General features: G+C 68.6%; 32 protein-coding genes and 1 pseudogene. 27 read left to right on the top strand and 6 right to left on the bottom strand.

Annotation, left to right across the window (positions count from 1 at the left end; all coding sequences use genetic code 11):
• Position 1 precedes the first annotated feature (1 nt).
• From ACT6QH_RS12350 to ACT6QH_RS12300, 11 genes and pseudogenes are all read left to right on the top strand, one after another.
• Positions 2-1,690: a DEAD/DEAH box helicase gene (locus ACT6QH_RS12350; RefSeq protein ID WP_444975107.1), complete on the top strand. Its 1,689-nt coding sequence runs from the start codon at positions 2-4 to the stop codon at positions 1,688-1,690.
• Positions 1,691-1,693: 3 nt separating this feature from the next.
• Entirely contained in the window at positions 1,694-2,104 is a 411-nt protein-coding gene (locus ACT6QH_RS12345) for a DUF6511 domain-containing protein (protein WP_230383231.1), read from the top strand.
• A complete protein-coding gene (locus ACT6QH_RS12340) occupies positions 2,104-2,871 on the top strand; it encodes a PD-(D/E)XK nuclease family protein (protein ID WP_444975106.1) in 768 nt (255 codons plus the stop codon). Before ACT6QH_RS12345 ends, ACT6QH_RS12340 begins: the two co-directional genes overlap by 1 nt.
• Positions 2,868-5,183: an AAA family ATPase gene (locus ACT6QH_RS12335; protein WP_444975105.1), complete on the top strand. Its 2,316-nt coding sequence runs from the start codon at positions 2,868-2,870 to the stop codon at positions 5,181-5,183. The genes ACT6QH_RS12340 and ACT6QH_RS12335 overlap by 4 nt, the downstream gene beginning before the upstream one ends.
• A 340-nt stretch (positions 5,184-5,523) precedes the next feature.
• Positions 5,524-6,063, top strand: a complete 540-nt coding sequence (locus ACT6QH_RS12330; RefSeq protein WP_444975104.1) for a hypothetical protein — start codon at positions 5,524-5,526, stop codon at positions 6,061-6,063.
• A complete protein-coding gene (locus ACT6QH_RS12325) occupies positions 6,060-6,260 on the top strand; it encodes a hypothetical protein (RefSeq protein WP_018303645.1) in 201 nt (66 codons plus the stop codon). The genes ACT6QH_RS12330 and ACT6QH_RS12325 overlap by 4 nt, the downstream gene beginning before the upstream one ends.
• The gene (locus tag ACT6QH_RS12320; protein ID WP_444975103.1) at positions 6,253-6,633 is read left to right on the top strand and encodes a DUF6362 family protein; all 381 of its coding nucleotides are present in this window, start codon (positions 6,253-6,255) and stop codon (positions 6,631-6,633) included. Before ACT6QH_RS12325 ends, ACT6QH_RS12320 begins: the two co-directional genes overlap by 8 nt.
• Positions 6,634-7,050: 417 nt before the next feature.
• Positions 7,051-8,391 carry a site-specific DNA-methyltransferase gene (locus ACT6QH_RS12315; protein ID WP_444975102.1) on the top strand — a complete coding sequence of 447 codons (1,341 nt, stop codon included), beginning with the start codon at positions 7,051-7,053 and terminating at the stop codon, positions 8,389-8,391.
• A gap of 1 nt (position 8,392) precedes the next feature.
• Positions 8,393-8,902, top strand: a pseudogene (locus ACT6QH_RS12310) (DNA cytosine methyltransferase); the annotation flags it as partial.
• Positions 8,903-9,104: 202 nt separating this feature from the next.
• Complete coding sequence (locus ACT6QH_RS12305) at positions 9,105-9,587, top strand: hypothetical protein (protein WP_444975161.1); 483 nt, start codon at positions 9,105-9,107, stop codon at positions 9,585-9,587.
• Positions 9,584-9,805 (top strand): DUF7220 family protein, encoded by a 222-nt coding sequence (locus ACT6QH_RS12300; protein ID WP_444975101.1) that lies wholly within the window; start codon positions 9,584-9,586, stop codon positions 9,803-9,805. Before ACT6QH_RS12305 ends, ACT6QH_RS12300 begins: the two co-directional genes overlap by 4 nt.
• 109 nt (positions 9,806-9,914) lie before the next feature.
• On the opposite strand, the gene ACT6QH_RS12295 is transcribed toward ACT6QH_RS12300, so the two are convergent.
• From ACT6QH_RS12295 to ACT6QH_RS12280, 4 genes are all read right to left on the bottom strand, one after another.
• Positions 9,915-10,313: a GFA family protein gene (locus ACT6QH_RS12295; protein ID WP_444975160.1), complete on the bottom strand. Its 399-nt coding sequence runs from the start codon at positions 10,311-10,313 to the stop codon at positions 9,915-9,917.
• Between the two features lie 183 nt (positions 10,314-10,496).
• Positions 10,497-11,009, bottom strand: coding sequence for a DUF3489 domain-containing protein (locus ACT6QH_RS12290; RefSeq protein ID WP_444975100.1), 513 nt, complete (start codon positions 11,007-11,009; stop codon positions 10,497-10,499).
• A gap of 90 nt (positions 11,010-11,099) precedes the next feature.
• Positions 11,100-11,288: a hypothetical protein gene (locus tag ACT6QH_RS12285; RefSeq protein WP_444975099.1), complete on the bottom strand. Its 189-nt coding sequence runs from the start codon at positions 11,286-11,288 to the stop codon at positions 11,100-11,102.
• Between the two features lie 5 nt (positions 11,289-11,293).
• A complete protein-coding gene (locus ACT6QH_RS12280) occupies positions 11,294-11,563 on the bottom strand; it encodes a hypothetical protein (protein ID WP_444975098.1) in 270 nt (89 codons plus the stop codon).
• 111 nt (positions 11,564-11,674) lie between these two features.
• Between ACT6QH_RS12280 and ACT6QH_RS12275 the strand changes: the two genes are divergently transcribed.
• The 8 genes from ACT6QH_RS12275 (at position 11,675) to ACT6QH_RS12240 (ending at position 19,418) form a co-directional block, all read left to right on the top strand.
• Entirely contained in the window at positions 11,675-12,271 is a 597-nt protein-coding gene (locus tag ACT6QH_RS12275) for a hypothetical protein (protein WP_444975097.1), read from the top strand.
• On the top strand, positions 12,219-14,222 hold the full coding sequence (locus ACT6QH_RS12270; RefSeq protein WP_444975096.1) for a phage terminase large subunit family protein: 2,004 nt from the start codon (positions 12,219-12,221) through the stop codon (positions 14,220-14,222). The genes ACT6QH_RS12275 and ACT6QH_RS12270 overlap by 53 nt, the downstream gene beginning before the upstream one ends.
• Positions 14,223-14,224: 2 nt before the next feature.
• On the top strand, positions 14,225-14,434 hold the full coding sequence (locus tag ACT6QH_RS12265; protein WP_444975095.1) for a phage head-tail joining protein: 210 nt from the start codon (positions 14,225-14,227) through the stop codon (positions 14,432-14,434).
• Positions 14,434-15,990, top strand: coding sequence for a phage portal protein (locus ACT6QH_RS12260; RefSeq protein WP_444975094.1), 1,557 nt, complete (start codon positions 14,434-14,436; stop codon positions 15,988-15,990). The genes ACT6QH_RS12265 and ACT6QH_RS12260 overlap by 1 nt, the downstream gene beginning before the upstream one ends.
• 5 nt (positions 15,991-15,995) lie before the next feature.
• Positions 15,996-18,062: a prohead protease/major capsid protein fusion protein gene (locus ACT6QH_RS12255; RefSeq protein ID WP_444975093.1), complete on the top strand. Its 2,067-nt coding sequence runs from the start codon at positions 15,996-15,998 to the stop codon at positions 18,060-18,062.
• Between the two features lie 77 nt (positions 18,063-18,139).
• Positions 18,140-18,475 (top strand): DUF2190 family protein, encoded by a 336-nt coding sequence (locus tag ACT6QH_RS12250; RefSeq protein WP_444975092.1) that lies wholly within the window; start codon positions 18,140-18,142, stop codon positions 18,473-18,475.
• Positions 18,475-18,786, top strand: a complete 312-nt coding sequence (locus ACT6QH_RS12245) for a head-tail joining protein (RefSeq protein ID WP_199257459.1) — start codon at positions 18,475-18,477, stop codon at positions 18,784-18,786. Before ACT6QH_RS12250 ends, ACT6QH_RS12245 begins: the two co-directional genes overlap by 1 nt.
• Positions 18,786-19,418 carry a DUF6441 family protein gene (locus ACT6QH_RS12240; RefSeq protein WP_444975091.1) on the top strand — a complete coding sequence of 211 codons (633 nt, stop codon included), beginning with the start codon at positions 18,786-18,788 and terminating at the stop codon, positions 19,416-19,418. The genes ACT6QH_RS12245 and ACT6QH_RS12240 overlap by 1 nt, the downstream gene beginning before the upstream one ends.
• Here ACT6QH_RS12240 and ACT6QH_RS12235 read toward each other — a convergent pair whose 3' ends face one another.
• Together ACT6QH_RS12235 and ACT6QH_RS12230 are read right to left on the bottom strand one after the other, a co-directional pair.
• Positions 19,419-19,790, bottom strand: coding sequence for a helix-turn-helix domain-containing protein (locus tag ACT6QH_RS12235; RefSeq protein ID WP_444975090.1), 372 nt, complete (start codon positions 19,788-19,790; stop codon positions 19,419-19,421).
• Positions 19,791-19,795: 5 nt separating this feature from the next.
• On the bottom strand, positions 19,796-20,149 hold the full coding sequence (locus ACT6QH_RS12230; RefSeq protein WP_199257457.1) for a type II toxin-antitoxin system RelE/ParE family toxin: 354 nt from the start codon (positions 20,147-20,149) through the stop codon (positions 19,796-19,798).
• A 74-nt stretch (positions 20,150-20,223) separates the two neighbouring features.
• On the opposite strand from ACT6QH_RS12230, the gene ACT6QH_RS12225 reads away from it, so the two are divergent.
• From ACT6QH_RS12225 to ACT6QH_RS12190, 8 genes are all read left to right on the top strand, one after another.
• The gene (locus ACT6QH_RS12225) at positions 20,224-20,643 is read left to right on the top strand and encodes an acyl-CoA transferase (protein WP_199257456.1); all 420 of its coding nucleotides are present in this window, start codon (positions 20,224-20,226) and stop codon (positions 20,641-20,643) included.
• A 140-nt stretch (positions 20,644-20,783) separates the two neighbouring features.
• Positions 20,784-21,722, top strand: a complete 939-nt coding sequence (locus tag ACT6QH_RS12220; RefSeq protein WP_444975089.1) for a phage tail tube protein — start codon at positions 20,784-20,786, stop codon at positions 21,720-21,722.
• On the top strand, positions 21,722-22,171 hold the full coding sequence (locus ACT6QH_RS12215; protein ID WP_444975088.1) for a hypothetical protein: 450 nt from the start codon (positions 21,722-21,724) through the stop codon (positions 22,169-22,171). The genes ACT6QH_RS12220 and ACT6QH_RS12215 overlap by 1 nt, the downstream gene beginning before the upstream one ends.
• A 56-nt stretch (positions 22,172-22,227) precedes the next feature.
• Positions 22,228-22,386: a DUF7697 family protein gene (locus tag ACT6QH_RS12210; protein ID WP_444975159.1), complete on the top strand. Its 159-nt coding sequence runs from the start codon at positions 22,228-22,230 to the stop codon at positions 22,384-22,386.
• A complete protein-coding gene (locus ACT6QH_RS12205) occupies positions 22,379-24,814 on the top strand; it encodes a phage tail tape measure C-terminal domain-containing protein (RefSeq protein WP_444975087.1) in 2,436 nt (811 codons plus the stop codon). The genes ACT6QH_RS12210 and ACT6QH_RS12205 overlap by 8 nt, the downstream gene beginning before the upstream one ends.
• Positions 24,814-25,440, top strand: coding sequence for a phage distal tail protein, Rcc01695 family (locus ACT6QH_RS12200; protein ID WP_444975086.1), 627 nt, complete (start codon positions 24,814-24,816; stop codon positions 25,438-25,440). The genes ACT6QH_RS12205 and ACT6QH_RS12200 overlap by 1 nt, the downstream gene beginning before the upstream one ends.
• The gene (locus ACT6QH_RS12195; RefSeq protein ID WP_444975085.1) at positions 25,437-26,321 is read left to right on the top strand and encodes a phage/gene transfer agent baseplate hub protein; all 885 of its coding nucleotides are present in this window, start codon (positions 25,437-25,439) and stop codon (positions 26,319-26,321) included. Before ACT6QH_RS12200 ends, ACT6QH_RS12195 begins: the two co-directional genes overlap by 4 nt.
• A complete protein-coding gene (locus ACT6QH_RS12190; RefSeq protein ID WP_444975084.1) occupies positions 26,318-26,752 on the top strand; it encodes an NlpC/P60 family protein in 435 nt (144 codons plus the stop codon). Before ACT6QH_RS12195 ends, ACT6QH_RS12190 begins: the two co-directional genes overlap by 4 nt.
• The last annotated feature ends 8 nt before the right edge of the window (positions 26,753-26,760 follow it).

The following is a 26,760-nucleotide window of genomic DNA, read 5'->3' as shown; positions in this document are numbered from 1 at the left end:
CATGCGCTTGCGCCCCCGCCAGAAGACCTTCGTCGAGCGCAGCGTGGCTGCGCTCGCCTCCCGCGGCAACACGCTGGGCGTGGCGCCCACCGGCGCGGGCAAGACCATCATGCTTTCGGCGGTCACCGGCGAGATGATCGGCGACGGCGCGAAGGCCTGCGTGCTCGCCCATCGCGACGAGCTGACGGCGCAGAACCGCGCCAAGTTCCAGCGCGTGGTGCCGGGCGTCGCCACCTCGGTGATCGACGCCACGGAGAAGTCCTGGGGCGGCCAGGTCGCCTTCGCCATGGTGCCGACGCTCGCGCGGGTCTCGAACCTCGCCGACATGCCGCGCCTCGACCTGCTGGTCGTGGATGAGGCGCACCATGCCGTCGCCGACAGCTACCGCCGCATCATCGACCGCGTGCGCGAAGCCAATCCCGATGCCCGCATCTTCGGGGTCACCGCCACGCCGAACCGGGGCGACAAGAAGGGTCTGCGCGAGGTCTTCGACAATGTCGCCGACCAGGTGCGGCTGGGCGAGCTGATCGCCTCGGGCCACCTGGTGCCGCCGCGCACCTTCGTCATCGACGTGGGCGTGCAGGACGAGCTGCGTTCGGTCCGCAAGACCATGTCGGATTTCGACATGGCGGAGGTGGCGGGCATCATGGACCGCGCCCCTGTCACCGACGAGGTGATCCGCCACTGGAAGGAAAAGGCGGGCGATCGGCAGACCGTGGTGTTCTGCTCCACCGTCGCGCATGCCGAACACGTCACCGACGCCTTCAGGGCGGCGGGCGTTTCCGCCGCGCTGATCCACGGCGATCTTTCAGCCGAGACCCGCAAGGCGATCCTCGCCGACTACGCGGCGGGCGCCATCCGCGTCGTGGTCAACGTTGCGGTGCTGACCGAGGGCTGGGACCACCCGCCCACCTCATGCGTCGTGCTGCTGCGGCCCAGCTCCTACAAGTCCACGATGATCCAGATGGTCGGGCGCGGGCTGCGCACCGTCGACCCCGAGGAACACCCCGGCATCGTCAAGACCGATTGTGTCGTGCTGGATTTTGGCACTTCGAGCCTGATCCACGGCACTCTGGAACAGGATGTCGATCTCGACGGCAAGTCCGAAACCGGCGAGGCGCCGACCAAGACCTGTCCTGCCTGCGAGGCGGAAATCCCGCTGGCCGCCACCGAATGCCCGCTCTGCGGCGAGGCGTTCCCGCGGGAGGACGAAGAGGCCGGTGAAGGCGGTGGTGCCGCGCCGCTCTCGGGCTTCATGATGACCGAGATCGACCTGCTAAAGCGGTCCAGCTTCGCCTGGGTCGACCTTTACGGCACGGACGATGCGCTGATGGCCACGGGCTTCGCGGCCTGGGGCGGCATCTTCTGGCTGGACGGGGTCTGGTACGCCATCGGCGGGGCGAAGGGCGAACGCCCCCATCTGCTGGGCGTGGGCGAGCGCACCGTCTGCCTCGCGCAGGCCGACGACTGGCTGAACACCCACGAGACCGACGAGAGCGCCTTCAAGACTCGCTCCTGGCTGCGCCAGCCGCCGACCGAAAAGCAGCTTCAGTACCTGCCGCCGGAGTGCCGCCATGACTTCGGCCTGACGCGCTACCGCGCCTCCGCGCTGATGACCTTCGGCTTCAACAAGCGCGCCATCCGCCAGCTGATCGACACGGCGGCCTCTCCCGAACGGAGGGCGGCATGACCCATGTCCACATCCACCCCCATCACGGCCGAGGACCGGCGGCGGATCTGGCATCCGCGTGGAACGCTCTGTGCTGTCTGCCGGCAACCCACCCATGGTTTTGGCTGGTTCGATCCGCACCGGTCGAAGCAGCCCCGGCCATCGGTCTGGTTCTGCTCGATGCCCTGCCAGTCCTTCTGGACGCGCTTGGCGCGGGAGCGTTTCGCCATGGTTGACCTGACCGAGGAGGAGCGCGCCGCCGTCACCACCACCATGAAGCGCGTGGCGCTGCTGATGGACGAGATCGGCTGGGCCACCCCGCTTTCCGATCTGACCGAGGCGCAGGTGCGCGCACTGATCGAGGAGGCCGTCGAGGGCTTCCGCGAGTCCATGTCCGACATCGCCCGGGCGCAGACGCCGGAGGTGCCGTTCTGATGCTGGACCACAATCATCGGCCCAGTTTCGCCGACCGGGTCAACGCCGCCATCGATCGCGCGCTGACCGCCGATCAGGCGACGCGGCCGCCCCGCGACTACCTAGGCGGCTCGCGTCTCGGCCATGCCTGCGAGCGCGCCCTGCAGTTCGAGTTCACGGCGACGCCGAAGGACGAGGGCCAGGACTTCAGCGGCCAGTCGCTGCGCATCTTCGCCATCGGCCACGCGCTCGAGGATCTCGCCGTCGCCTGGCTGCGCGGCGCGGGCTTCGACCTCTACACCCGCAAGGGCAACCGGCCCGACGGCGGCCAGTCCGGCTTCTCGGTCGCGGGCGGGCGCATCCGCGGCCATGTCGACGGCATCATCGCCGCTGGGCCCGAGGGTTTCGGTCTGGCCGTTCCCGCACTGTGGGAATGCAAGACCATGAACGCGAAGAACTGGCGCGCCTGCGTGAAGGACGGCGTCACGAAGTCGAAGCCGGTCTACGCCGCCCAGATCGCGCTCTACCAGGCCTACATGGAAGCGACGGTCCCCGGCATCTCGGCCGCGCCTGCGCTCTTCACCGCGATCAACAAGGACACCGCCGAGCTGCACCACGAGCAGGTCGCCTTCGACGCCGACCTCGCGCAGCGCATGTCCGACCGCGGCGTGCGGATCCTTCAGGCGACCGATGCGGGCGAGTTGCTGCCGCGAGTCGCCACCACGCCCGACTTCTTCGAATGCCGCTTCTGCCCGTGGTCCGAGCGCTGCTGGGGGCTGCCGGCATGAGCGACGACGGCGTCCTGCACTTCAACCCGTGGATGGACTTCAACGACGGGCCGCCGTCCGAGAACCCCTTCGGCTGCGACCCCGAACAGATCGCCGTCTTCCTCGACACCGTGTTCAGCTGGTGCGAGGGGCTGATCCCGCTCCGCGGCTTTGTCGACAAGGGTCAGGGCCGGGACGGCAAGCCGCACAACATCTGGATCCCCGCCGACGACACCGCGCCGGGAAAGCTCGCGACCTTCGCTGCGTGGGCGAACCGGGAGGGCGCCGCCGTCTATGTCATCCCCGGCACTGTCGAGGAACAGGGTCAGGCCCGCGCCGCCGACGTGCTGCAGATGCAGGCCATCGTGGTCGATCTCGACGCGGGTGACATCCCGGCGAAGCTGGACCATGTCACCCGCCACCTCGGCCCGCCCACGCTGATCATCGAAAGTGGTGGGCGCACTCCCGAGGGTGCGGCGAAGCTGCACGTCTGGTGGAAACTGACCGAACCCGCCGAGGGCGACGACCTGGTCACCCTCTGCCGCCTTCGCGGCGAGATCGCCGTGAAGGTCGGCGGCGACACGCATTTCCGCTCGGCCCACCAGCCGATCCGGGTGCCTGGCACCGTCTATCACAAGCACGGCCACCAGCGCCTCGTGCAGATCCGCGAACATCGAGACGTCGAGGTGGATCTTGCGGATTTCGCCGAGAAGGTCGCCGAGATGCCGCCGCTGCCCGGCGTAGGCTTCGCCAGCGACGTTGCCGCGCCGACCACGAAGCCCGGCATCGATGCGGTGCTCACCACGCCGGTGCGGGAGGGCGCGGTCGACGACTGGTCCCGGTTTCAGGGGGCCAGCGCCGCCATCGGCCATTACGTGCGCCTGGTGCACGAGGGCCGCCTCGACCCGTTCGCGGGCTGGGAGGCGATCTGCGGCTACAACGCCGCCATGCTGCGCCCGTCCTGGCCGCTCGATCGGCTGATGGCCGAGTCCGAACGGCTCTGGGAGCTGCATGTGAAGCGCAACGGTCCGCCGCTCCTGCGCGCAGCCCACGCCCATGCCCCGGCCAGCCCGCTGCCGACCTTCAGCCTCGGCGCACTGCTCGACGACACCAGTCCGATGCCCGAGGACGTCATCGGGCCGCGCGTGCTGACGCCGGGCGGGCTCCTGGTGCTGGGCGGCGCGCCCAAGGTCGGCAAGAGCGACTTCCTGATCTCCTGGCTCGTGCACATGGCGGCGGGCGTGCCGTTCCTCGGCTTCACGCCGCCCCGGCCGCTGCGCGTGTTCTACCTGCAGGCCGAGATCCAGTATCACTACCTGCGCGAGCGCATGCAGCAGATCGCGCTGCCCGCCGCCGTGATCGCCGCCGCGCGCGACACCTTCATCGCCACGCCGAAGCTGAAGCTGCTGCTCGACGCGGAGGGCGTCGCCCGCGCGGCCGAGGCGATCCGGGCCGCATTCCCCGACGCGCCGCCCGACATCATCGTCATCGACCCGATCCGCAATCTCTTCGACGGCGGACCTGAGGGTGGCGGCGAGAACGACAACACCGCCATGATGTTCTTCCTGAAGGACCGGGTGGAGCTTCTCCGCGAGGCCGTCAATCCGGACGCCGGCGTCATCCTCGCCCACCACACCCGCAAGGCCAGCAAGCATCAGGTCAAGGACGATCCCTTCCTCGCGCTCTCCGGCGCAAGCGCGCTGCGCGGCTTCTACACCTCGGGGCTGCTCATGCACCGGCCCGACGAGGATAGCAGCGTCCGCAGGCTGGAGATCGAGCTGCGCAACGGCCCCGCGCTGCCGGGCAAGCTGATCGACAAGGTGAAGGGCGAATGGGTCGAGCTGAACCCGCTGAACGAGCGCCTCGTGCGCAAGGAGGTCGGCGCCAAACTCGATGCCGAGCGGCTGCGCAAGCACGACGTCATCCTCGGCATGTTGCTGGATGAGGCGGCGAGCGAGCGCCTGTACACCGCGATGCAGTTCGCCGAGACCTTCGAGAACCGGGGCGGTCTGGGCAGCAAGCACACGATCCGTGAGCGCCTCAGCGTGCTGGCGACCAAGGGGTTCGTGAAGTTCCTGCGCGACCCCTCGGGGTTCGGCTTCCCCGTCACCCGGTCCCGGTTCGGCTACCTCTGCGTGGAAGGCATGCAGTTCGGCGCGCCCGATGAGCATGTCGATCCGGACACCGGCGAGGTCACCATAACCGCCCGTCCGGTCCTGCCCAGCCACTTCAAATGCCCCCAGTCCGGGCTCTGCCTGCAGGTCGAAAACCCCGCCGTCTGGGTCTACCCGGAGGGGCTGGAGGACGACCCAACTCATATGAGTGAGGCCTGACTCATATGACAGCGCCAACTGTGCACTCAACGAAATCAACGGGTTACGGGCAAATAAGACTTAGGTCACTAACTCATGCCCGAAGACTTCATGAAGTCTTATTCCCCAATGATTTCAGCAACTTGAACACCTCGGAACAGTTAGGTGTCAAACCCCCATACTACGTATGGGAGGGCCACCCCACAGGGTTGGCCATTCCTCCCATACGTCCGGGCCAGCCGCGCGCGCCGCCGTGACGCTCCCTTGTGCTCTCCAATCCGACGACGGCGGCCCCGTACCGCCAAGCACCAGACCGCCGTCGTCTTCCACCACCACAGGCCACCGGCAAAGGAGACCCATCATGGCTCAGCCGACTCTGATCCCGAATTGCGACGGCGCAAGGTTTGAATCGCTGCCGCTCGACACCCCCCGCAACCGCTGCATCCTCGCGCTTGATCTCGGCACCTCGACCGGGTGGGCGATCCGCGGCCATGACGGCCTGATCACCAGCGGCACCGTCTCGCTGCGTCCCGGCCGCTTCGACGGCGGCGGCATGCGCTACCTGCGCTTCACCAACTGGCTGACCCAGATCGACCGGCTGTCCGGTCCTGTCGCCGCCATCTGGTTCGAGGAAGTCCGCCGCCACGCTGGCACCGACGCGAGCCACATCTACGGCGGGCTCACGGCCACGCTGACCGCATGGGCGGAACTGCGCGGCGTGCCCTACGAGGGCGTTCCGGTCGGCACGATCAAACGCCACGCCGCTGGCAGGGGCAACGCCGACAAGGCCGCCATGGTCGCCGCCGTCCGCGCCCGCGGCTTCAGCCCGGCCGACGACAACGAGGCCGACGCCATCGCCATCCTGCTCTGGGCGATCGAGACGAAGGGAGGTGTCGCATGAGATGGCATCCCCACGGCTACGGCGGCCGACGCCGGGATCCCGAACAGGTCAAGCGCGAGGGCTGGCACGAACAGGGCGTCCTCGCGGTCTCCGCCGATGACGACCGCCTCACCTGGCCCGAGCGTGAACTGGTCCGCCAGCTCGGCGAGAAGCTCTACGGCCCGCGCCCTTCCGACAGGGAGGCGCGTCATGGCTGATCGGGAATGGACCGCCGACTGCGTCGCCGACCATTTCGAGGAGGCGTTCCGCACCCTGCGCAAGCTGCCGCCGGTGAAGGCGCAGGGCTACTTCAACACCTGGCCCGACATCGTGCGGACCAGCCGTGAGATCGCGGCGATGGAACCCCAGCCGATGCGGGTCTGGCCCTCGGCCGCCGCGATCACCCGGCTCGAGCAGACCTTCGACTGGGTGCTCTGGATCGAGGAGGCGGAGCGCAAGCTGGTCTGGTCGCGCGCGGCCCGGGTGCCGTGGAAGCAGATCAGCGGCGAGCTCGGCTGCGACCGCACGACAGCATGGCGGCGCTGGCAGCTGGCGCTGACCAAGATCGCCGCGCGGCTGAATGCGCTGTGACTCCAATGTGTTGCAACACTTTTTCCTTCGACATCTGCAACAGATCCATGCTATTCCGAAGGCAAGATGGGGAGAGTGCGCTGGAAGGCTCGCTCTCCCCTTTGCGTTGACGGGGGCCTTCTGGACCCCGGCATCCAGCGAGGGTCCGGCCGGGGTCCAGCCCACGGCAGTTTCCGGTTCCTTCCTGGCGATATTCGTATGCTGGCGGGCGAAGCGCGGGACATCGCCAGCGACAGGGCCGGATTTTTGGGAAGCCACCCGGAAGCCGGAGCCTCCCGCGCCCCTCGCAAACACCAATAAACGCTGGCCTTTCGACCGGACACCTCTGGTGGCCGCTGGACCCAGCTTGGAGTCCGGCCCGGCATCCGGAGTCCGGAAGCCACCGGCATCCACACGCCCCAAGGAACCTTGCCCACCATGACGCTGAGCTTCGCCCCGGACGCGATCGAGACGTGGCCGCTGTCGCGCCTGCAGCCCTACGCGAAGAACGCGAAGGCGCATGGGCCAGACCAGGTCGCGAAGATTGCCGCAAGCATGGCCGAGTTCGGCTGGACCGTGCCCTGCCTCGTCGGCGAGGACGGCGAACTGATCGCGGGCCACGGGCGCGTGCTGGCCGCGACGCAACTGGGGCTGCTTGAGGCGCCGGTGATCGTGCTGGGCCATCTGACCGAGGCGCAGCGCCGGGCCTATCGGATCGCGGACAACAAGCTGACGGAACTCGGCATCTGGGACGAGGCGCTGCTGTCGGCCGAACTGAACGACTTGCTGGCCGAGGATTTCGACCTGTCGCTGGTCGGCTTCTCGGACGGCGAACTCGACAAGCTGCTGGCCTTCGTGCCGGAGGGGGACAGTGAAGAAGGTGGCGCCGGGGGCTCCGTGCCGCCGGTGACCATCCCCGAGCCGCCGCGGAATCCGGCCTCGCGCACCGGCGATCTGTGGATCCTCGGCGAGCATCGGTTGCTGTGCGGCGACAGCACGAGCCACGACGACGTGCGCCGCCTGATGAATGGCGAGCGGGCGATCCTCTTTGCCACCGATCCGCCGTATCTCGTCGACTATGACGGCTCGAACCATCCGACCCGCAACAAGGATTGGTCGGCCTCCTATGGCACGACCTGGGACGACTCTTCGCAGGGGGCCGAGCTCTACGACGGTTTCATCGCCGCCGCCGTGGCCGAGGCCATCGCCGAGGATGCCGCCTGGTACTGCTGGCACGCCTCCCGCCGCCAGGCGATGCTGGAAGCCTGCTGGGAGAAGGCCGGCGCCTTCGTCCATCAGCAGATCATTTGGGTGAAGGACCGCGGGGTTCTGACCCGGTCGCACTACCTGTGGAAGCACGAGCCTTGCTTCATGGGCTGGCGTCGCCCGAACCGCCCACCCAAGGTGGCGGAAGAAACCCTGCCATCGACATGGGCGCTGCCCAGCTTTGCCAAGGATGACCGGCCCGACCATCCGACGCCGAAGCCGCTCGACGCCTTCGGGATCCCGATGCGCCAGCATGTGGCGCGGGGCGGCCTTTGCTACGAGCCGTTCTCTGGCTCCGGCTCGCAGATCATGGCGGGCGAGGTCAACGGCCGTCGCGTCTTCGCGATGGAAATCAGCCCTGCCTATGTCGATGTCGCGGTGGAACGTTGGCAGGCCGAGACCGGCCGCGACGCGATCCTCGACGGCGACGGTCGGACCTTCGCGCAAATCAGAACGGAGAGGCTGGGGGTTGCCCCGGCCGAGCCCGAAACCCTGACCGAACCCGCCGCGTGACATGCATGACCTGGCTTTACCTTCCTCCGAGTGCGCTTCCGGAGCCGGAGACGCATGCCTCTTCGGTCTCTCCCTCTGCTCCGGCGCTGGCGGTCTCGACCTCGGACTCACCATCGCCTTGCCCGGATATCGAACTGTGGGCCATGTCGAACGGGAAACCTTCGCCGCAGCCACTCTCGTGGCGCGGATGGAAGACGCGTCCCTGGATCAGGCTGTTGTCTGGGACGACCTTGGAACCTTCGACGGCCGCCCTTGGCGTGGCGCGGTGGACATCGTCACTGCGGGCTATCCGTGCCAGCCGTTCTCGGTCGCAGGCAAGCGCCGGGGCGCCGACGACCCGCGCCATCTCTGGCCGCATGTTGCCCGGATCATCGGGGAGGTCGAGCCACCCTTCGTCTTTCTCGAGAATGTCGCCCATCATCTCCGCCTCGGCTTCCCCGAAGTCGCCAGCGGACTGGTCAGCATGGGCTACAAGCTTGCGGCAGGCCTCTTCACGGCGGCGGAAGTCGGCGCGCCGCACAAGCGCGAGCGACTGTTCATCCTCGCCACCCGCGAGGGAGATCAGCTGGCCGACCCCACGCGCCTGCTCTGGCACCCGGTCGAGTGGCGGGAACCGGACGGAACTGCTGCGGCTCTGGCCGACGCCGAGGGCGAGCGCGAACGAGAACCGACAGACGAAGCCGACGCCGTCGCAGGCTGCGGGCCAGCACGGCATGAACCTGGCGACGACGGCCGCGCTCTGGCCGACGCCGCAGATCGACAGTTTCCGCAGCCGGGGTGGCGAAAGGCGCGACGAGAAGGGTCTGGACCAGATGGCGCGGGATTGGCCGACGCCTATGGCAACGGACGGCAACAAGCCGAGCGCGGGCAATCGCAAGACGGCCGATCTGACCCATGCCAGTCAGATGTGGATGACGCCGACGGCGCGGGATCACAAGGATGGGGCGACGACACTGGCGAATACGCCGGTGAACGGCCTGCTTGGCCGCCAGGTCCTGGTGACGCCGATGGCTGGGTCGAATACCTCCGACGTGCGCCGGAGCTTGAACCCGCTGTTCGTCGAGGCGCTGATGGGCTGGCCCACCGGGTGGACCGGCTTCGCCTCTGTGGAAACGGCGTGGTCCCGTTGGTTGCGGCGCATGCGCTGCGAACTCTCGCGACTGAACTGTTGGCCGATGGATGAGGTGGTGGCATGAAGCAGTCGCGCGTCATGTCGCTGGTCGAAGCCGTCGCCAACGTGGCGGTAGGCTACGGCGTCGCTGTGGTTACGCAGATCCTGATCTTCCCGATCTTCGGGCTGCACACGACTCTGGCGCAGAACCTGAAAATGGGCGCGATCTTCACCGTGGTGAGCATCGCCCGGTCCTTCGCCCTGCGGCGGTTTTTCGAGGCGATCCAGTTGCGAAAGCTTTGATCGACTCCCATCAATCGATCATGGGTCCGTCCGGCGACAATGCGGACGAGGAGGACTGGCGCCGCCTTGTTGTCTAGTTGCTCTGTGGGATGCGCGCCAGATGGAGCGGTCAACTTGGAAGTCCGTCGATCCCCTCAACGGACGCGAGGTCGTGGTCCCAATCGGCGCGACTGGCACAGCAGATATGCGCGTTGGGCCGCATGCCAACCCGGCTATCGAGAGACCCGGCCGGAACTGCGAGCAGGGATTGACCTTCTTCGGAAAACGGCAGCGCGGAACCGCAGTTCGTGCAGAAACACTTCACGTGTCTCGACCCGGAAAGCCGAAATACCCTGATATACTCCTCGCCGGACAGCCAGCTAACACTCGCTGTGGACGAAAACAGATTTGCCGAATGAGCCGAGCCGCTATCCTTTCGGCAGCGCGAACAGTGACACAGGAAGAAGCTCTCGAACTCTCCCGATATACGAAACTTCACAGCCCCACACAGGCACTGACCGGTGGCCATATTTTCCATACATAATTCCCTCGATGCGCAGCCATCGAGCCGCCAGTCAAATGTAGATTTGACCCGCCATCAGTATCCGTGTGCGAAACCAAGGTCAAATTCGGCTCGTCGCATTCGTGGCGACGGTCAGAGACACCGCCGCTCCATGCGGGACGGCGGCATCGGGACCGTCGTGGTGCGCCGTTAGTCCTCTGCGATCATGTAGGCCCTGCCGCGCCCCTCGACCTTCTCGGAGGTGATCGTCAGGCCCAGCTTCTTCTTAAGCGCGCCGGAAATCGCACCTCTCACAGTGTGAGCTTGCCATCCCGTTTCGGCGACGATCTCGTCGATGGTCGCGCCGCCCTCGGCGCGGAGCATCTCGATCAGCTTCGCCTGCTTGGTGCCCGCGCGCGGTGTGCGCGGCTTGGGTGTGGGTTCGGGGGCGGTGGAGGTGTCCGGCCCAATACCAATGGCGGCAAGGCCTGCGTCGGTCGCGATCAGCGTGACGCCGTGACCTTCGCCGGTCTCGCGCCAGACGGGTTCGCCGTTGCGCATGTCTGCCTCGACCTCTTCGAGGAAGCCTTTGGCGAGCATCGCGCCGACCACCTTTGCGGCGGCACCGCCCCGCAGACTGTCAGGCAGCGGCATGGCGATATGGTTGTCGCGTTGAGATGCGGCGCTGAGAATGATGGCTTGGGTGTCTGTGAGTTTGGTCATGTTTGCCTCCGGGTTTGGGCCGCGCGGAATGCGTGGCTTCTACCGAGGCGAGCCCGCCGCTTGGGCGGGCCGGGACCGACGCGCGGACGCTCAGTTGTCGCGTGCGATCAGGGCGAGGAGGACGGCCGCCATGCCGCCGAGATATTCGCTGCGGCGAAACACGATCTCGTCGATCTCGCTCGCGGTTTTGATGGTCGGGTCGACCTGCAGGTCGCTGCCCATGTGTGGCATCAGGCGGTTGGCCTCTCGGTTGTAGCGCTCTGCAAGGGTGCTGGTCATCGGGCTCACTCCGCGTATTCGCCTTCGCCGAAAGCGCTGTCCGTGATGCGTTTCAGGAGGCTGGCGTAGTGCTCGAGGCTGCCCACCGTGGCCCAGCCGATCTCGTCGGGGTGGCAGTTGAAGTGTTCGTCGCTGAGGCCTTGCAACCGGGCGAGCATTTCGTCGATCTCGGCTTTCTTGCCCATGAAGGCACTCAAAGCCGCCTCCTTGTTGCGGCGTGTCTTCTCGGCGCGAAGCTCGTGGCGGGGCGTTGTCTGCGGGTTCAGGCGGCTCATCGTGGCGGCTCCGTGGTGAGTTGCATCGTTTTCGTGGAACCACGTTCGCTCTGGTGCGGAGGCTTATCAACTACATAAGCACATGATTTTGAATGATAATCGGAGCGCGCCATGGAGGGGCTGAGCGAGCGCCAATATGCCGCCCGCGTCGGCCTTTCGCGCGGCGCGATCCAGAAGGCGAAGACGGCCGAGCGGCTGGTCCTCTACCCCGACGGCAGCATCAACGCGGCGGCCAGCGACGCGCGACGGGCGGAGACGACGGACCCGTCCAAGACCCGCAAGCCGCCCGCGCCGAAGCTGAAGCCCGTCCCCGAAGCTGCCGTGGCCGCCGTCGGCGACACGCTGCGCGAACAGGGTCTGGCGGTCCCGGCCGTCGGCGGCGGCACGACCTTTCTGCAGGCCAAGACCGCGAACGAGGTGCTGAAGGCGCAGGAGCGGCGCATCCGGCTCCAGAAGCTGAAGGGGGAGTTGATCGAGCGGGCCCGCGCGCTGGCGCTGGTGTTCCGGCTGGCGCGGGAGGAACGGGACACGTGGGTGAACTGGCCCGCGCGCGCAGCGGCGCTGATGGCGGCAGAACTCTCGGCCTCGTGCCGCGACGCGGCGGGCCAGCCGATCACCGTGGAGCCGGCCGCGATGCAGAAGGTCCTGGAGAAACATGTACGCGCCCACCTCGACGAACTCGCCGAGGTCCGGCCCGACTTTCGGTGATGATGATGGCCTGACGGACTTCGACGGCGCGGGCGAGATCCTGCGCGCCTGGGGCAGCGGGCTGCGGCCCGACCCGGACCTGACCGTCTCGGAATGGGCGGACAGGCACCGGATGCTCTCGGGCCGCGCCTCGGCCGAACCGGGGCGGTATCGCACGGTGCGCACGCCCTACATGCGCGAGATCATGGACCGGCTGAGCCCCGGCGATCCCACGCAGCGGATCGTGTTCATGAAGGCCGCACAGGTCGGCGCGACCGAGGCGGGCAACAACTGGATCGGGTTCGCCATCCACCAGGCGCCGGGCCCGATGCTCGCGGTCCAGCCGACGGTGGAACTGGCCAAGCGCAACTCGCGCCAGCGGATCGACCCGCTGATCGACGAAAGCCCGGAGCTGCGGGAGCGGGTGAAGCCCGCGCGATCCCGCGATGCGGGCAACACAATGCTGTCGAAGGAGTTCGCGGGCGGCATCCTGATCATGACCGGGGCGAACTCGGCGGTCGGGCTGCGCTCGACCCCGGCGCGCTACATCTTCCTCGACGAGGTCGACGCCTATCCGGCCTCGGCCGACGAGGAAGGCGATCCGGTGACGCTGGCCGAGGCGCGATCCCTGACCTTCGCCCATCGGCGCAAGGTGCTGCTGGTCTCAACGCCGACGATCCGGGGGCTGTCGCGCATCGAGCGCGAGTTCGAGGCGAGCGACCAGCGGCGGTTCCACGTGCCGTGCCCACATTGCGGGGCGATGCAGTGGCTGAAGTTCGACCGGCTGCGCTGGCAGAAAGGCCGCCCGGAGACGGCGGAATATCACTGCGAGGGCTGCGATCGGCCCATCGCGGAACATCACAAGACGGCGATGCTGGAGGGTGGCGAATGGCGGGCGACCGCCAAGGCCGCCGATCCGACGACGGTCGGGTATCACCTCTCGGCGCTCTATTCGCCGATCGGCTGGCTGAGCTGGGAGCGGATCGTGCGGGCATGGGACGCGGCACAGGGGTCGGACGAGGCGATCAAGGCGTTCCGCAACACGATCCTCGGCGAGACATGGGTCGAGACCGGGGAAGCGCCCGACTGGCAACGGCTCTACGACCGGCGCGAGCGCTGGACATCCGGCACGGTGCCTGCGGGCGGGCTGTTCCTGACGGCCGGGGCCGACGTTCAGAAGGACCGGATCGAGGTCGATGTCTGGGCTTGGGGCCGCGGGCTGCAAAGCTGGCTCGTCGATCACGTCGTCATCGAGGGCGGGCCCGACCGGCATGACGCTTGGTCGGAGCTGACGGCGCTGCTTGACCGAACCTGGCCGCATGAACGCGGCGCGCATCTCAGGATCGCGCGGCTTGCTGTCGATACGGGCTACGAGGCTCCGGCGGTCTATTCCTGGTCGCGGGCGCAGGGGTTCGCGCAGGTAGCGCCGGTCAAGGGCGTCGAGGGGTTCAACCGCTCGAGCCCGGTGTCGGGGCCGACCTTCGTCGACGCGACCGAGGGCGGCAAACGCCTGCGGCGCGGGGCCCGGCTCTGGACTGTGGCGGTGTCGACCTTCAAGGCCGAAACCTATCGCTTCCTGCGGCTGGCGCGCCCGACCGATGAGGAGATGGCCGACGGGGCAACATTCCCGCCCGGCTCGGTGCACCTGCCGCACTGGGTCGAGAACGAATGGCTGAAGCAGTTCGTGGCCGAGCAACTGGTGACGGTGCGCACGAAGCGCGGCTTCGCCCGGCTGGAATGGCAGAAGCTGCGCGAGCGGAACGAGGCGCTGGACTGCCGGGTCTATGCCCGCGCCGCCGCCTGGATTGCGGGCGCGGACCGCTGGCCCGACGAGAAATGGCGCGACCTCGAGGATCAGCTCGGGGCCGCCCCCACCGACACCGATCCCGCGGGACAGATCAACCGGCCGGGACAGGCCCCGCAGGGCAAGCGCCGCTCCGACTGGCTCGGGCGGCGCGGAGGATGGTTCTGAAGATGACCGACTGGACGGAAACCGAGCTTTCGGCGCTGCGCCGGGCCTATGCCAGCGGCACGACCCGGGTCAGCTATGAAGGCAAGTCGGTGGACTACGGCTCGGCCGAGGATCTGCTCGCCCGCATCCGCACCATCGAGCGCGCCATCGCGGGCACCACACGGCCGCTGCCGGTGGCGGGGCTGGCTGGCTTCTCGCGCGGGGATCGCTGATGTCGGCGACCTGGTTCGACCACGCCATCGCCACGGTGGCGCCGCGCATGGCCGCGCGCCGCGTGATGGCGCGTCAGGCCTTCGAGACCCTGACGCGCGGCTATGACGGGGCCGCGCGTGGCCGGCGGACCGAGGGCTGGCGTGCGCCCGGATCCTCGGCCGACACCGAGATCGGCGTGGCCGGGGCGCTCTTGCGCGACCGGATGCGCGATCTGGTGCGCAACAACCCGCATGCGGCCAAGGCTGTGGCGGTGCTGGTCAACAACATCATCGGCGCGGGGATCATGCCGCGCGCCGCCAGTGGCGACGACACGCTGGACCGCAAGGTCGACGCGCTCTTCGAGCGCTGGACGGCGGAGTGCGACGCCGACGGCCAGCTCGACTTCTACGGTCTGCAGACGCTGATCTGCCGCGAGATGGTCGAGGCGGGCGAGGTCCTGGTGCGCCGCCGTCTGCGCCGATCCTCGGACGGTCTGCCGGTGCCGCTGCAACTGCAGGTGCTGGAGGCCGACTTTCTCGACGCCACGAAATCCGGCGCCATCGGCGCCGGTCGTCTCGTGCAGGGGATCGAGTTCGACCCGGTCGGCACGCGCCGGGCCTACTGGCTGCATGCCGAGCATCCGGGCGACGCCTACGGGGCCTTGCAGAACGGTCTGCAGAGCCGCCCGGTCCCGGCGACCGAGATCGCCCATGTCTACGAGAAGCAGCGCACGCAGGCGCGCGGCGTTCCCTGGGGCGCGCCGGTGATCCGCAGCTTGCGCGATCTCGATGATTACGAGGTGGCCGAACTGGTCCGCAAGAAGACCGAGGCCTGCGTCACCGCCATCGTCTTCGGGGACGACGAGGCGCAGCAGGGCATCGCGCCCTCGGTGGTCGATGCCGACGGCAACCGGGTCGAGCAGTTCGAGCCGGGGCTGATCGCCTATGCCCGCGGCGGCAAGGACATCCGCTTCAACCAGCCCTCGGCGACCGGCGGCTACGGCGAATACAAGCGTGCGAGCCTGCACACGATCTCGGCGGGCTTCCGGGTGCCCTATGAGCTGCTGACCGGCGATCTCAGCCAGGTGAATTATTCGTCGATCCGGGCCGGGCTCGTGGAATTCCGCCGCCAGATCGACGCGGTGCAGTGGCAGCTGTTCATCCCGATGTTCTGCGCGCCCGTCTGGCGGTGGTTCACCGAGGCTGCATGGGCGGCGGGCCAGATCCCGTCGCCGACCGTGCCGGTCGAATGGTCGCCGCCGAAGTTCGAGGCTGTCGATCCGCAGAAGGACGCGATGGCGAACCTGCTGTCGATCCGGTCCGGCACCATGACGCTGGCGGAGGTGATCGCCCGGCAGGGCCGCAACCCCGACGCCGTGCTGGCCGAGATCGCCGCGACCAACGCGAAGCTCGATGCGCTCGGGCTGGTGCTCGACAGCGATCCGCGGCGGGTGACCAAGACCGGCAGCGCGCAGACGAGCGATCCGGCGTCCGAACCTGCCGACGACGAACCGGACACCGACGACCCGGCCGCCGACGCGGACAATGACCCGGCGCAGGCCGACCAACAGGACTGACCCTCATGGACACGATGATCGAACTGCCGGCCATGCGCCGGGCGGCGGAGCTTGCGCCGAACACGGCCGATGCCGACAGCCGCACCGTCGAGGTGGTCTGGTCGGCCGGGGCCCGCGTCCGCCGTGCCACCTTCTTCGGCGAGCCCTATGACGAGGAACTGAGCCTCGACCCCGCCCATGTCCGGCTCGACCGGCTGAATGCGGGCGCGCCCTTCCTGAAGGTGCACGAGCTCGACACGCTCGATGCGGTGATCGGTTCGGTCGTGCCGGGCTCGGCCCGGATCGAGAACGGGCGCGGCATCGCGCTGGTGCGGATCAGCGAGCGTGCCGATGTCGAGCCGATCTGGCGCGACATCCAGGCCGGGCACATCCGCGCGGTCTCCATCGGCTACCAGGTCCACCGTTTCGAGGTCTCGAAGCCCGAAGCCGCGCGCGAACTCTGGCGGGCGGTGGACTGGACCCCGTTCGAGGTCTCCGCCGTCGCGGTCGGCGCCGACCCCGCCGCGGTCTTCCGCGCCCAGCATCCCCTTCACGACTGCGTCCTCCACCGCCGGGACGCCCCTTCAAGCACGAAAGGACCGACCCCGATGACGGACAAGACCCAGACCCCGGCGCGCGACGCCGCAACCCCCGCCACCACCCAGCCGACCGAGCCGGTCGCAACCGAGGACACCCCCATGACCGAGCCGAATGCGGCTGCGCCCGACCCGAAGGTCGCCGCAGTGGAAACCCGGACGCAGCCGAAGCCTCCGAAAATCGATGCCCCTGCGGCACCCGACACCGAGACGGTCGCCACCCGCGCCCGCGAGGCGGAGCGCGACCGGGTCTCGACCATCTACGATCTGGCCGGGCGGCTGAACCTGGAGCGCGGTTTCGCCGAGGATCTGGTGAAGCGCGGCGTCAGCGTCGACGAGTCCCGCCGCCTGATCCTCGATCAGGTCGCGGCCCAGTCGGACGAGACCCGGACCTTCCCCCATGTCTCCGTCCCGCTCGGCGGCCGGGACGAGCGCATCACCCGCCGGGACGCGGTGGCGAACGCGCTGCTGCACCGCTACAGCCCGACGCTGTTCCAGCTGGAAGACGCCGCCCGGCAGTACCGCGGCATGACGCTGCTGGAACTCGCCCGCGAAAGCCTCGGCAATGCCGGGGTCAACACGCGGGGTCTTTCGCGCGACGAGGTGGCGACGCGCGCCCTGCACTCGACCTCGGACTTCCCCGAGATCCTCTCGGCGGTCACCAACAAGACGCTGCGGCAGGCCTACGAGGCCTATCCCCGCACCTTCATGCTGTTCTGCCGCCAGGTGCTGGCCACCGACTTCAAGGCGATGCACCGGGTGCAGCTCGGCGAGGCACCGCAGCTGCTCGAGGTCGGCGAGAGCGGCGAGTTCAAGCGCGGCACGCTCGGGGAGTCGAAGGAGAGCTACAAGGTCAAGACCTACGGCCGGGTGGTCGCGATCACCCGCCAGACGCTGATCAACGACGACCTCGACGCCTTCACCCGGATCCCGGCGATGTACGGCAACTCCATCGCCCAGCTGGAATCGGACGTGGTCTGGGGGATCATCACCGCCAACCCGGCGATGGCCGACGGCAACGCGCTCTTCCACACCACCCACAAGAACCTCGCGGGCACCGGCGCGGCTCTCGATGTGAGCAGCGTCGGCGCGGCGCGAGCGGCGATGGCCAAGCAGACCGGCCTCGACAAGAAGACGGTGCTGAACGTCCGCCCGGCCTTCCTGATCGTGCCCGCCTCTCTGGAACTGAAAGCCGAGCAGCTGGTCGCCCAGAACCTCGTGCCCGCGTCCAGCGGCAACGTGGTGCCGCAGTCGATCCGCACCCTCGCGCCGATCAGCGAGCCGCGCCTCGACGCCGCCAGCGAGACCGCCTGGTATCTGGCCGCGAGCCCGAACCAGATCGACACCATCGAGTACGCCTATCTCGAGGGCCAGCAGGGCGCCTACATCGAGACCCGCAACGGCTTCGACGTCGACGGCGTCGAGATCAAGTGCCGCCTCGACTTCGGCGCCAAGGCCATCGACTGGCGCGGTCTCTACAAGAACCCGGGCGCGTAACCAGCACCCCATGCTGAACCCTGACACGCGGGCGGTCCTGACGGGCCGCCCTTCGTCTTTCAACGAGGATCCTCCCCATGAAAAACTACGTCCAGCCCGGCAACACCATCACCCTGACCGCGCCCTATGCCGTCGCCTCCGGCGATGGCCTGCTCGTCGGCTCGATCTTCGGCGTCGCCTCCGGCATCGCTGCCCTCGGCGAGCCCGTCGAGGCCACCCTCGTCGGCGTCTTCGACATCACCAAGGTCGGCTCCCAGGCCTGGACCGTCGGCACCAAGGTCTATTGGGACGACACCAACAAGCGCTGCACGACGGTCGCCACCGACAACACCCTCATCGGCGTGGCTGTCGAGGCGGTGGCGAGCGGCGCGGGCGACACCATCGGCCGGGTGCGTCTGAACGCGACCTTCTGATGAGCGCCTTCGCCGCCGCGCTCAGCGCGCTCTTCGCCGATCCGAACATCGGCCGGGATGCGGTCTACATCGCCGACGGCGGCGCGCCCGTGCTGGTGCGTGCCGTCGCCAGGCGCGCGGATGTCGTCTCCGACTTCGGGGACGCCCGGCTCTGGTCCGAGACCACGCGGATCGACCTGCGCGTCGCCGAGGTGGCGAACCCGCGCCCCGGCGACAGGATCGAGATCGACGGCGACGCCTTCCTCATTCAGGGCGAGCCGGTCCGTGACCGCGAGCGGCTGGTCTGGACCGTCGATCTGAGGCCCGCGTGATGGCCATGAAACTGAAGCTCGACATCGATCCCGACATCGTCGCGATGATGGCGGCGGAGGTGGCGGCCGGGGAGCGCGCCGTCACCGCCGCCATGCGCGAGGCCGGGAACGGGCTGAAGACCGCGTGGAGGCTGCAGATCACCGGCGCGGGGCTCGGCACACGGCTCGCCAACTCGATCCGGAGCCAGAACTTCCCTAGGTCGGGCGAAAGCCTGGACGCCGCAGCGCTGGTCTGGTCGAAGGCCCCGGTCATCGTGGGCGCACATGACACCGGACCGCTGATCCGCTCCAAGAACGGGTTCTGGCTGGCGATCCCGCTGCCTGCGGCGGGCAAGTCCCTCCGCGGCGGCCGGATCACGCCCGGCGAATGGGAACGCCGTCGCGGGCTGCGCCTGCGGTTCATCTATCGCCGGACGGGTCCGAGCCTGCTGGTCGCGGAGGGACGGCTGAACACGAAGGGCCAGGCGGTGGTATCCCGCTCGAAGACCGGCCGCGGCAAGGTCACCGCGCCGATCTTCCTGCTGGTGCCGCAGGTCAAGCTGCCGAAGCGGCTGGATCTCGCACGGGACGCGGACCGGGCGTTGGATGGTGTGCCAGGGCTGATCGTGGCGAACTGGGTGGAAGCGAGATAGTCAGGCACGCGCGGCGGCCTGTTCATTGCCGCGTGCCGAACGGCGGCGGCGGGGTTCCTCGATCTCACCAAGACCCTCGAGCGCCACCGGCGCCTTGCCGGGAAACTCGACCATGAGCTTCAGGCTGCCCCCCATGGCCTGCACATAGCTTGAAAGCGTCGAGAGCAGCAGATCGCTCTGGCGCTCGTATTTCGCGACCGTCGCCTGCTGAATGCCGAGGGTTTGGGCCAGTTGGACCTGCGTCAGATCCTTGGCCTTCCTAAGCTCCTGAAGCGTCAGATATTCGGTGTGGAGGCGGTCGGCCTCGGCCTCGACGCCCGCGCGACGGGCCGGTTCGAGTGCGGCCAGCTTGTCCTTCAGGGTCCGTGCCATGGTCCTCATCCTTTCCGGCTCAAGAGATGGCGGTCGAACCGCTCATCGGCCCGCGCGATCAGCTGCTTGTAGAAGCGCTTCTCGCTGCCACCTGACTTGTCCCCGCCGACGAGCAGGATCGCCTGCCGGTCGGGATCGAATGCAAAAGCGACGCGCCACACGCCATCAGCGGCGTTGCATCGCAACTCCTTCATGTTCGCATGTTTCGACCCGGTCAGGGTGTCGGCATGCGGGCGACCGAGCGATGGCCCCTCGCGCTCCAGAAGAAGGGCGCGGGCGAGGATTGCATCCTGCACCTCGGGCGAAAGTTCGTCGAACTCCGGCTCGAACTCCTCTGAAAACGAAACGGTCCACGGCATACGGTCCTCATGTCTTGGAAGCTATATAGCCTCGAAGCACTAATTTTGCAATAACGGTCCGAAGCGCACCCCACATGCCCACTCCCCGAGAAACCATCCTCACCGCGCTGCACGCGCGGCTTTCGGCGTTGCCCGCCACCGCGCTGCGGGGGGACGTGCTGCCCGAGCGCGTCCCGGCCGAGGGCTTGCTGATCCTGCGCGACGGCGAGCCGGGGGAGCCGGAAGTCACACTGTCGCCCTTGCGCTACCACTACCAACACCGCGCCGAAGTCGAGGCGGTCGTTCAGGGCGCCGCCAGTGATGCCGCCTTCGACACGCTGACCGCCAGCATCGGCACGGCGCTCGCCGCCGACCGGACGCTGGGCGGGCTCTGCGACTGGGTCGAGGCGGAAGCACCGCGGCCCGTCGATCTGCCGGTCGAGGGCGCGGCCAGCCTGAAGGCGGCGGTGATCTCGATCGTCTTGCATTACTCAACTGACGACCCGCTTGGGTGAACCTGCGGCCAGCCTGAAGGCCGCGTTCGGCGGGACGACAGTCCACTGGACTGTCGTCTGATTCGCCTCACTCCCGGTGGTGCTGCACTATTCCACGGCCGACCCGCTCGGCTGATTCAATCGACAACAGGAGTTGAGACATGGCACGAGCCCAAGGGGCGCGGGCGCAGATGGCGCTTGCGTTCGAGACCACGTTTGGCACGCCGCCCGCTGGCGGCTTCACCCGCATGCCTTTCGCCAGCACGTCGCTCGGCGCCGAGCAGCCGCTCTTGAACTCCGAGCTTCTCGGCTACGGCCGCGATCCGCTGGCGCCGATCAAGGACGCGGTGACGGCCGACGGCGATGTCGTCGTGCCGCTCGATGCCGAGGCCTTCGGGTTCTGGCTGAAGGCAGCTTTCGGCGCGCCGACGACGACCGGCACTGGCCCTTGGACGCACGAGTTCCAGTCCGGCGCCTGGACCCTACCGAGCCTCTCCATCGAGACCGGCATGCCGGAGGTGCCACGCTACGCGATGTATTCCGGCTGCGTGCTCGACCAGATCACCTGGCAAATGCAGCGCTCGGGGCTGCTTACGGCCACCGCGCGGCTGGTGGCACAGGGCGAGACGGTGGGAACGACGACCAGCGCCGGAACTCCGGCTGCGCTGGAGTTGAAGCGGTTCGGCCACTTCAACGGGTCGATCACGCGGAACGGCTCGGCCCTCGGCAACGTGGTCTCGGCCGACATCACCTATGCCAACAACCTCGACCGGATCGAGACCATCCGGTCGGACGGCCGTATCGACGGCGCGGACCCCTCCATCGCCGCGCTGACCGGCCGGATCGAGGTGCGCTTCGCCGACCAGACGCTGGTGACGCAGGCGATTAACGGCGAGGCCTGCGAGATGGAATTCGCCTACGTCCTGCCGTCCGGCGAGAGCTTCACCTTCACCGTGCACGCCGTCTACCTGCCGCGCCCCCGGATCGAGATTTCGGGACCGCAGGGCGTGCAGGCGACCTTCGACTGGCAGGCCGCGCGCGACAGCACCGTCGGCCGGATGTGCACCGCCACCCTCGTGAACGATGTGGAGACGTATTGATGCTGACGCTCGACCTGACCAATGCCCCGCGCTGGCATGACCTTGCCCCTGGCGTCCGGGTGCAGCTGCGCCCGCTGACCACCGCCCTGATGGTGGCAACCCGCAGCGATCCGGCCGTCGAGGCGGTGCCTGAGGACGCCTCCGACGAAGAGCGCGCTGTCGCCTTCGCCAAGGCGCTCGCTCGCAGGGCGGTGCTCGCCTGGGAGGGCATCGGGGACGCGGACGGCAAGTCCATCGACCCGAGCCCCGACGCCATCGACGCGCTGATCGATGTCTGGCCGATCTTCGAGACCTTCCAGCTGACCTACGTCTCGAAGGGTCTGCTGCTGGAACAGGAAAAAAACGCCTCCGCGCTCTCGCCGAATGGTCCTTCGGCGGGGGCGACCGATATTGCGACGCCTGCCAAACGGCGTGCGAAGACTGCCCAGGCCGCGCGAACCGGCCGCTGACCCATGAAGGCTGGCAGGTCTGGGACCTCGTCGGCCGCCTCGGCGGTCAGTTGCGCGTGCTGCCCGGCGCCATCGTCGGCTGGGACCTGACCGCCGCGCTCGCCCTTGGCGACGCGCTCGGCGTGCCGCCGCTCGCCATGGCCGAACTGTTGCCCGTCATCGAAGCGGTGATGGTCGCAAAACTCAACGAACAGATGGATCACTCCCATGGCTGAGAAGAGGGTCAGCGTCCGCCTCGCGGCCGTGGGCGGGCGACAGGTTCGCGCCGAGCTGGAAGGCGTGGGCGAGGCCGGGTCGCGTGGCTTCGGAAGGCTGAGCCGGGAGATGGAGGCTGCGAACGCCCGGCTCGCGGCTTTCTCACGCCGGGTCCGGGTTGCGGCGGCCGCCGCCGTGGCGGCTGCCGCGGCTGCTAGCGTGGCGATGATCCGCTCCGGGCTGCAGACGGTCGATGCGCAGGCCAAGCTCGCGCAGTCCCTCGGCACCACCGTCGCCTCGATCCAGACGCTGGAGCGTGCGGGCGAACTGGCGGGCGTCTCCATGTCCGGCATCGAGCAGGCGACGAAGGATCTGACGCGCCGTCTCAGCCAGGCGGCCGCCGGGACTGGCCCTGCCGCTGATGCGCTGGACCGGCTTGGCCTTTCCGCCACCGACCTGATTGCGCTGCCGCTGGATCAGCGGGTCGGCGCGATCAACGCCGCCATCGAGGACTTCGTGCCTGCCGCCGAGCGCGCAGCTGTCGCCGGGCAGCTCTTCGGCGAGGAAGGCTCCATCGCGATGTCACGGATCGACACCGCGACGCTGCGCCAGGCGACGGAGGACGTGCTTGCCTTCGGTGTCGTGGTCTCCGAACAGGATGCCGATCAGATCGAGCGGACGAACGACGCCGTCTCAAGGCTGGGGCTGATCTGGCGCGGGCTGTCGAACCAGCTGGCCGTTGCTGCCGCCCCGGCCCTCGAGGCGGTCGCCAATGCCATGGCCGCCATTGCCAGCCGCACCGGGCCACTCGGCATCGCCATTCGCGGCCTTTTCGACAATATCGGCCGCCTGACCACCTATGCCGTAACCTTCGCGACCTTCCTCGCGGGCCGCTGGGTCGCCGGGCTGGCCGCTGCCGCGCTCTCGGTCCGTGGGTTCGCCACCGCACTCGTCGTGCTGCGCGGGGCGCTGATCCGCACCGGCATCGGCGCGCTGATCGTCGGCGTGGGCGAACTGATCTACCAGCTGTCCCAATTCGTCGCCCGGGTGGGTGGCGTCGGCGAAGCCTTCCGGCTGCTCTCCGATCTGGCCTCCGAGGTCTGGTCGCGCATCGGGCTCGCGCTCGATGCCGCGCTGGCCCGTATGGCGGCCGGTTGGGAGGGGCTGAAGGCCGCCGCGCTTTCGGCGCTCGACGGTACCGTGGCGGGCGTCGTGGGGTTCGGGGACCGCACTGTCGCAATCTTCCAGGGCGCCTATGGCGGCGCGGTGGCGATCTGGGGCAGCCTGCCAGGCGCCATCGGCGATTTCGCCTACCAGGCCGCGAACGGGCTGATCGGCGGGGTGGAGGCGATGCTGAACGGCGTCGTAACCCGCATCAACAGCTTCATCGAAACCCTGAACGCCGCGCTGGCCTTGTTGCCGGAATGGGCCACCGGCGAAGGCGGCGTGCGGATCGGCACGCTCGACGCGGTGGACCTAAGCCGGATCGACAACCCGTTCGAAGGGGCTGCGACGGCGGCGGGCACCGCAGCAGCCGATGCGTTTTCGGCCGCGCTCGCCCGGACCTATATCGCACCGCCGGATCTAGGTCTCGGCGCGATGGCGGATGACGCGCGCGCGCGTGCCGATGCCTATCGCGAGGCCGCTGGCATGTTGACCGATGCCGCGACCCGGCCGCTTTCTGCTTGGCTGGCGCTGAAGGATGCCGTGACTGGCTCCGGCGCGGAGGCCGAGGCCGCGCTGACGGACGCTGCGACCTCCGCGGATGCACTGGCGGCCGGGCTCGGCGATACCGCAGCCGCCGCCAATGGCGCCGGAAGTGCTGCCCGCGACGCCGGAACCGCCGCTGGCGAAGGGGCGGAGCGCGCGCTGACCGGATGGCAGGCCGTGACAGCGGCGCTCTCGGATTATGCAAGCCGGGCCCGGGAGATCGGCGGCGATATCGGCCAGAGCCTCGTCAGCGCGTTTCAGTCGGCGGAGGACGCGGTCGGTGAGTTCGTGAAGACCGGCAAGCTGAACTTCCGCGATCTGGTGACCTCACTCATCGCCGATCTGGCGAAGCTGGCGGCGCGGCGCTTCATCCTTGGCCCCATCGCCAACGCGCTCTCGGGCGCGCTCGGCGGCGCGGGCGGGATTTTCGCCAACATCCTGCACGCGGGCGGCATGGTCGGATCGTCCGGCCCCTCGCGCATGGTCCCGGCTATGGCCTTCGCAGCCGCGCCCCGGATGCATTCGGGCGGCGCGGTGGGGCTTCGGCACGACGAGGTGCCTGCAATCCTGCAAAGGGGCGAGCGGGTGCTCTCGCGCCGCGATGCGCAAGGCTACGGCACGGGCGGCGGGATCAACGTCACAATCGTGGCGCGCGACGCCGAGAGCTTCCGGCAATCGCGCACGCAGGTCGCGGCGGATATCGCCCGCGCGGTCTCGCTCGGGCGGAGGGGCATGTGATGGCGTTCCATGAGGTGCGGTTCCCGGACAACATCAGCCGGGGCGCGCGCGGCGGGCCCGAGCGGCGCACGCAAATCGTCGAGCTCGCCTCCGGGGACGAGGAGCGCAACGCCAGCTGGGCCAACTCGCGCCGCCGCTACGATGTCGCCTACGGCATCCGCCGCGCTGACGATCTGGCGGCGGTGGTTGCCTTCTTCGAGGCGCGGAATGGCCGCCTCCATGGCTTCCGCTTCAAGGACTGGGGCGACCACAAGTCCTGTCTACCCTCGGGCACGGCATCGCCCACCGACCAGGCGATCGGCACCGGCGACGGCGCGACGACCGCGTTCCAACTCGTGAAGCGCTACTCCTCGGGCGCGCAATCCTGGACGCGCGCCATCGCCAAGCCGGTGGCGGGCAGTGTGCGCATCGCGCTCGCCGGGGCTGAGCAGCCCTCCGGCTGGTCGGTCGACACCACGACCGGCGTCGTCACCTTCACCGCGGCGCCGGGCTCCGGCCTCGCGATCACCGCGGGCTTCGAGTTCGACGTGCCGGTCCGTTTCGACACCGACGTGCTCGACGTGACGCTCGATCTCGAGCGGCTCGGCTCGATCACCTCCATTCCGTTGCTGGAACTGCGCCGATGAAGACCTTTGACCCCGTCCTGCAGGCCCATCTCGACGACGGCACGACGACGCTGGCCTGGTGCTGGCGGATCGCGCGCGCCGACGGCACGAGTTTCGGCTTCACCGACCATGACCGGACGCTCAGCTTCGATGGCACGGATTTCGAGCCCGAGAGCGGGCTCACGGCGTCCGAGGTGCGGTCGGGCTCGGACCTGTCGGTCGATGCGCAGGACGCCGAGGGCGTGCTGACCTCGGACCGGATCACCGAGACCGACATCCTCGACGGCCGCTGGGACAACGCCGAGGTCGAGGTCTGGCGCGTGAACTGGACCAACACCGGCCAGCGCGTGCTGATGCGGCGCGGGGCGATAGGCCAGATCCGGCGTGGGCGGCTCGCCTTCGTCGCGGAGGTCCGCTCGCTCGCGCATGTGCTGGGCCAGACAGTCGGGCGGACCTTCCAGGCGACCTGCGATGCCGCGCTCGGGGACGCCCGCTGCGGCGTCGACCTGGAGGATTCCGCCTACAAGGGCACGGGCACCGTCATCGATCTCCTGCGCGACAGGGCCTTCACCGCTTCGGGGCTCGGCGGGTTCGCTTCCGGCTGGTTCACCTTCGGCACCATCGAATGGACGAGCGGCGCGAACGCGGGGCGGCGCACCGAGGTGCTGGGCCATGACGTCGCGGACGGCATCGCCGTGCTGACCCTGCTCGAGGCGCCGGTGCGCGCGATCGCCGAAGACGATGCCTTCACCATCCGCGCGGGCTGCGACAAGCGGATCGAGACCTGTGGCGCGAAGTTCGCCAACACCGCCAACTTCCGCGGCTTCCCGCACATCCCCGGTCAGGATGCCGTGCTGCGCTACGCCACGAAGGATGGCGGGCACGAGGGATCGGTGTTGTGACCTCCGCCGATCCCACCCGCGTCATCGCCATCGCGCGGTCCTGGCTCGGCACGCCGTACCACGACCAGGCCAGCCTTCGGGGCGTCGGTTGCGACTGCCTCGGGCTGGCCCGGGGCATCTGGCGCGAGGTCGTCGGCCCAGAGCCATTCCCGATCCCGCCCTACAGCCGCGACTGGGGCGAGACCGGCCCGCGCGAGGTTCTGGCGGACGGCGCGCGGCGGATGATGATCGAGGTGTCGCCCGCCGAGGCTGGTCCCGGCGCGCTGGTGCTCTTCCGGATGAAGCCCCGAGCCATCGCCAAGCATGTCGGGATCCTGACCGGTCCCGACACCTTTCTGCATGCCTATGAGCGGCTCGGCGTGATCGAGGAACCGCTCACGCAACCCTGGCGGCGGCGCATCGCCTTCGCCTTCCTGTTTCCGCAAACCTGAGACCCACC

The sequence above is a fragment of the Haloleucobacter albus genome (genome assembly GCF_052492075.1).
This window is presented reverse-complemented; position numbering and strand designations above follow the sequence as displayed.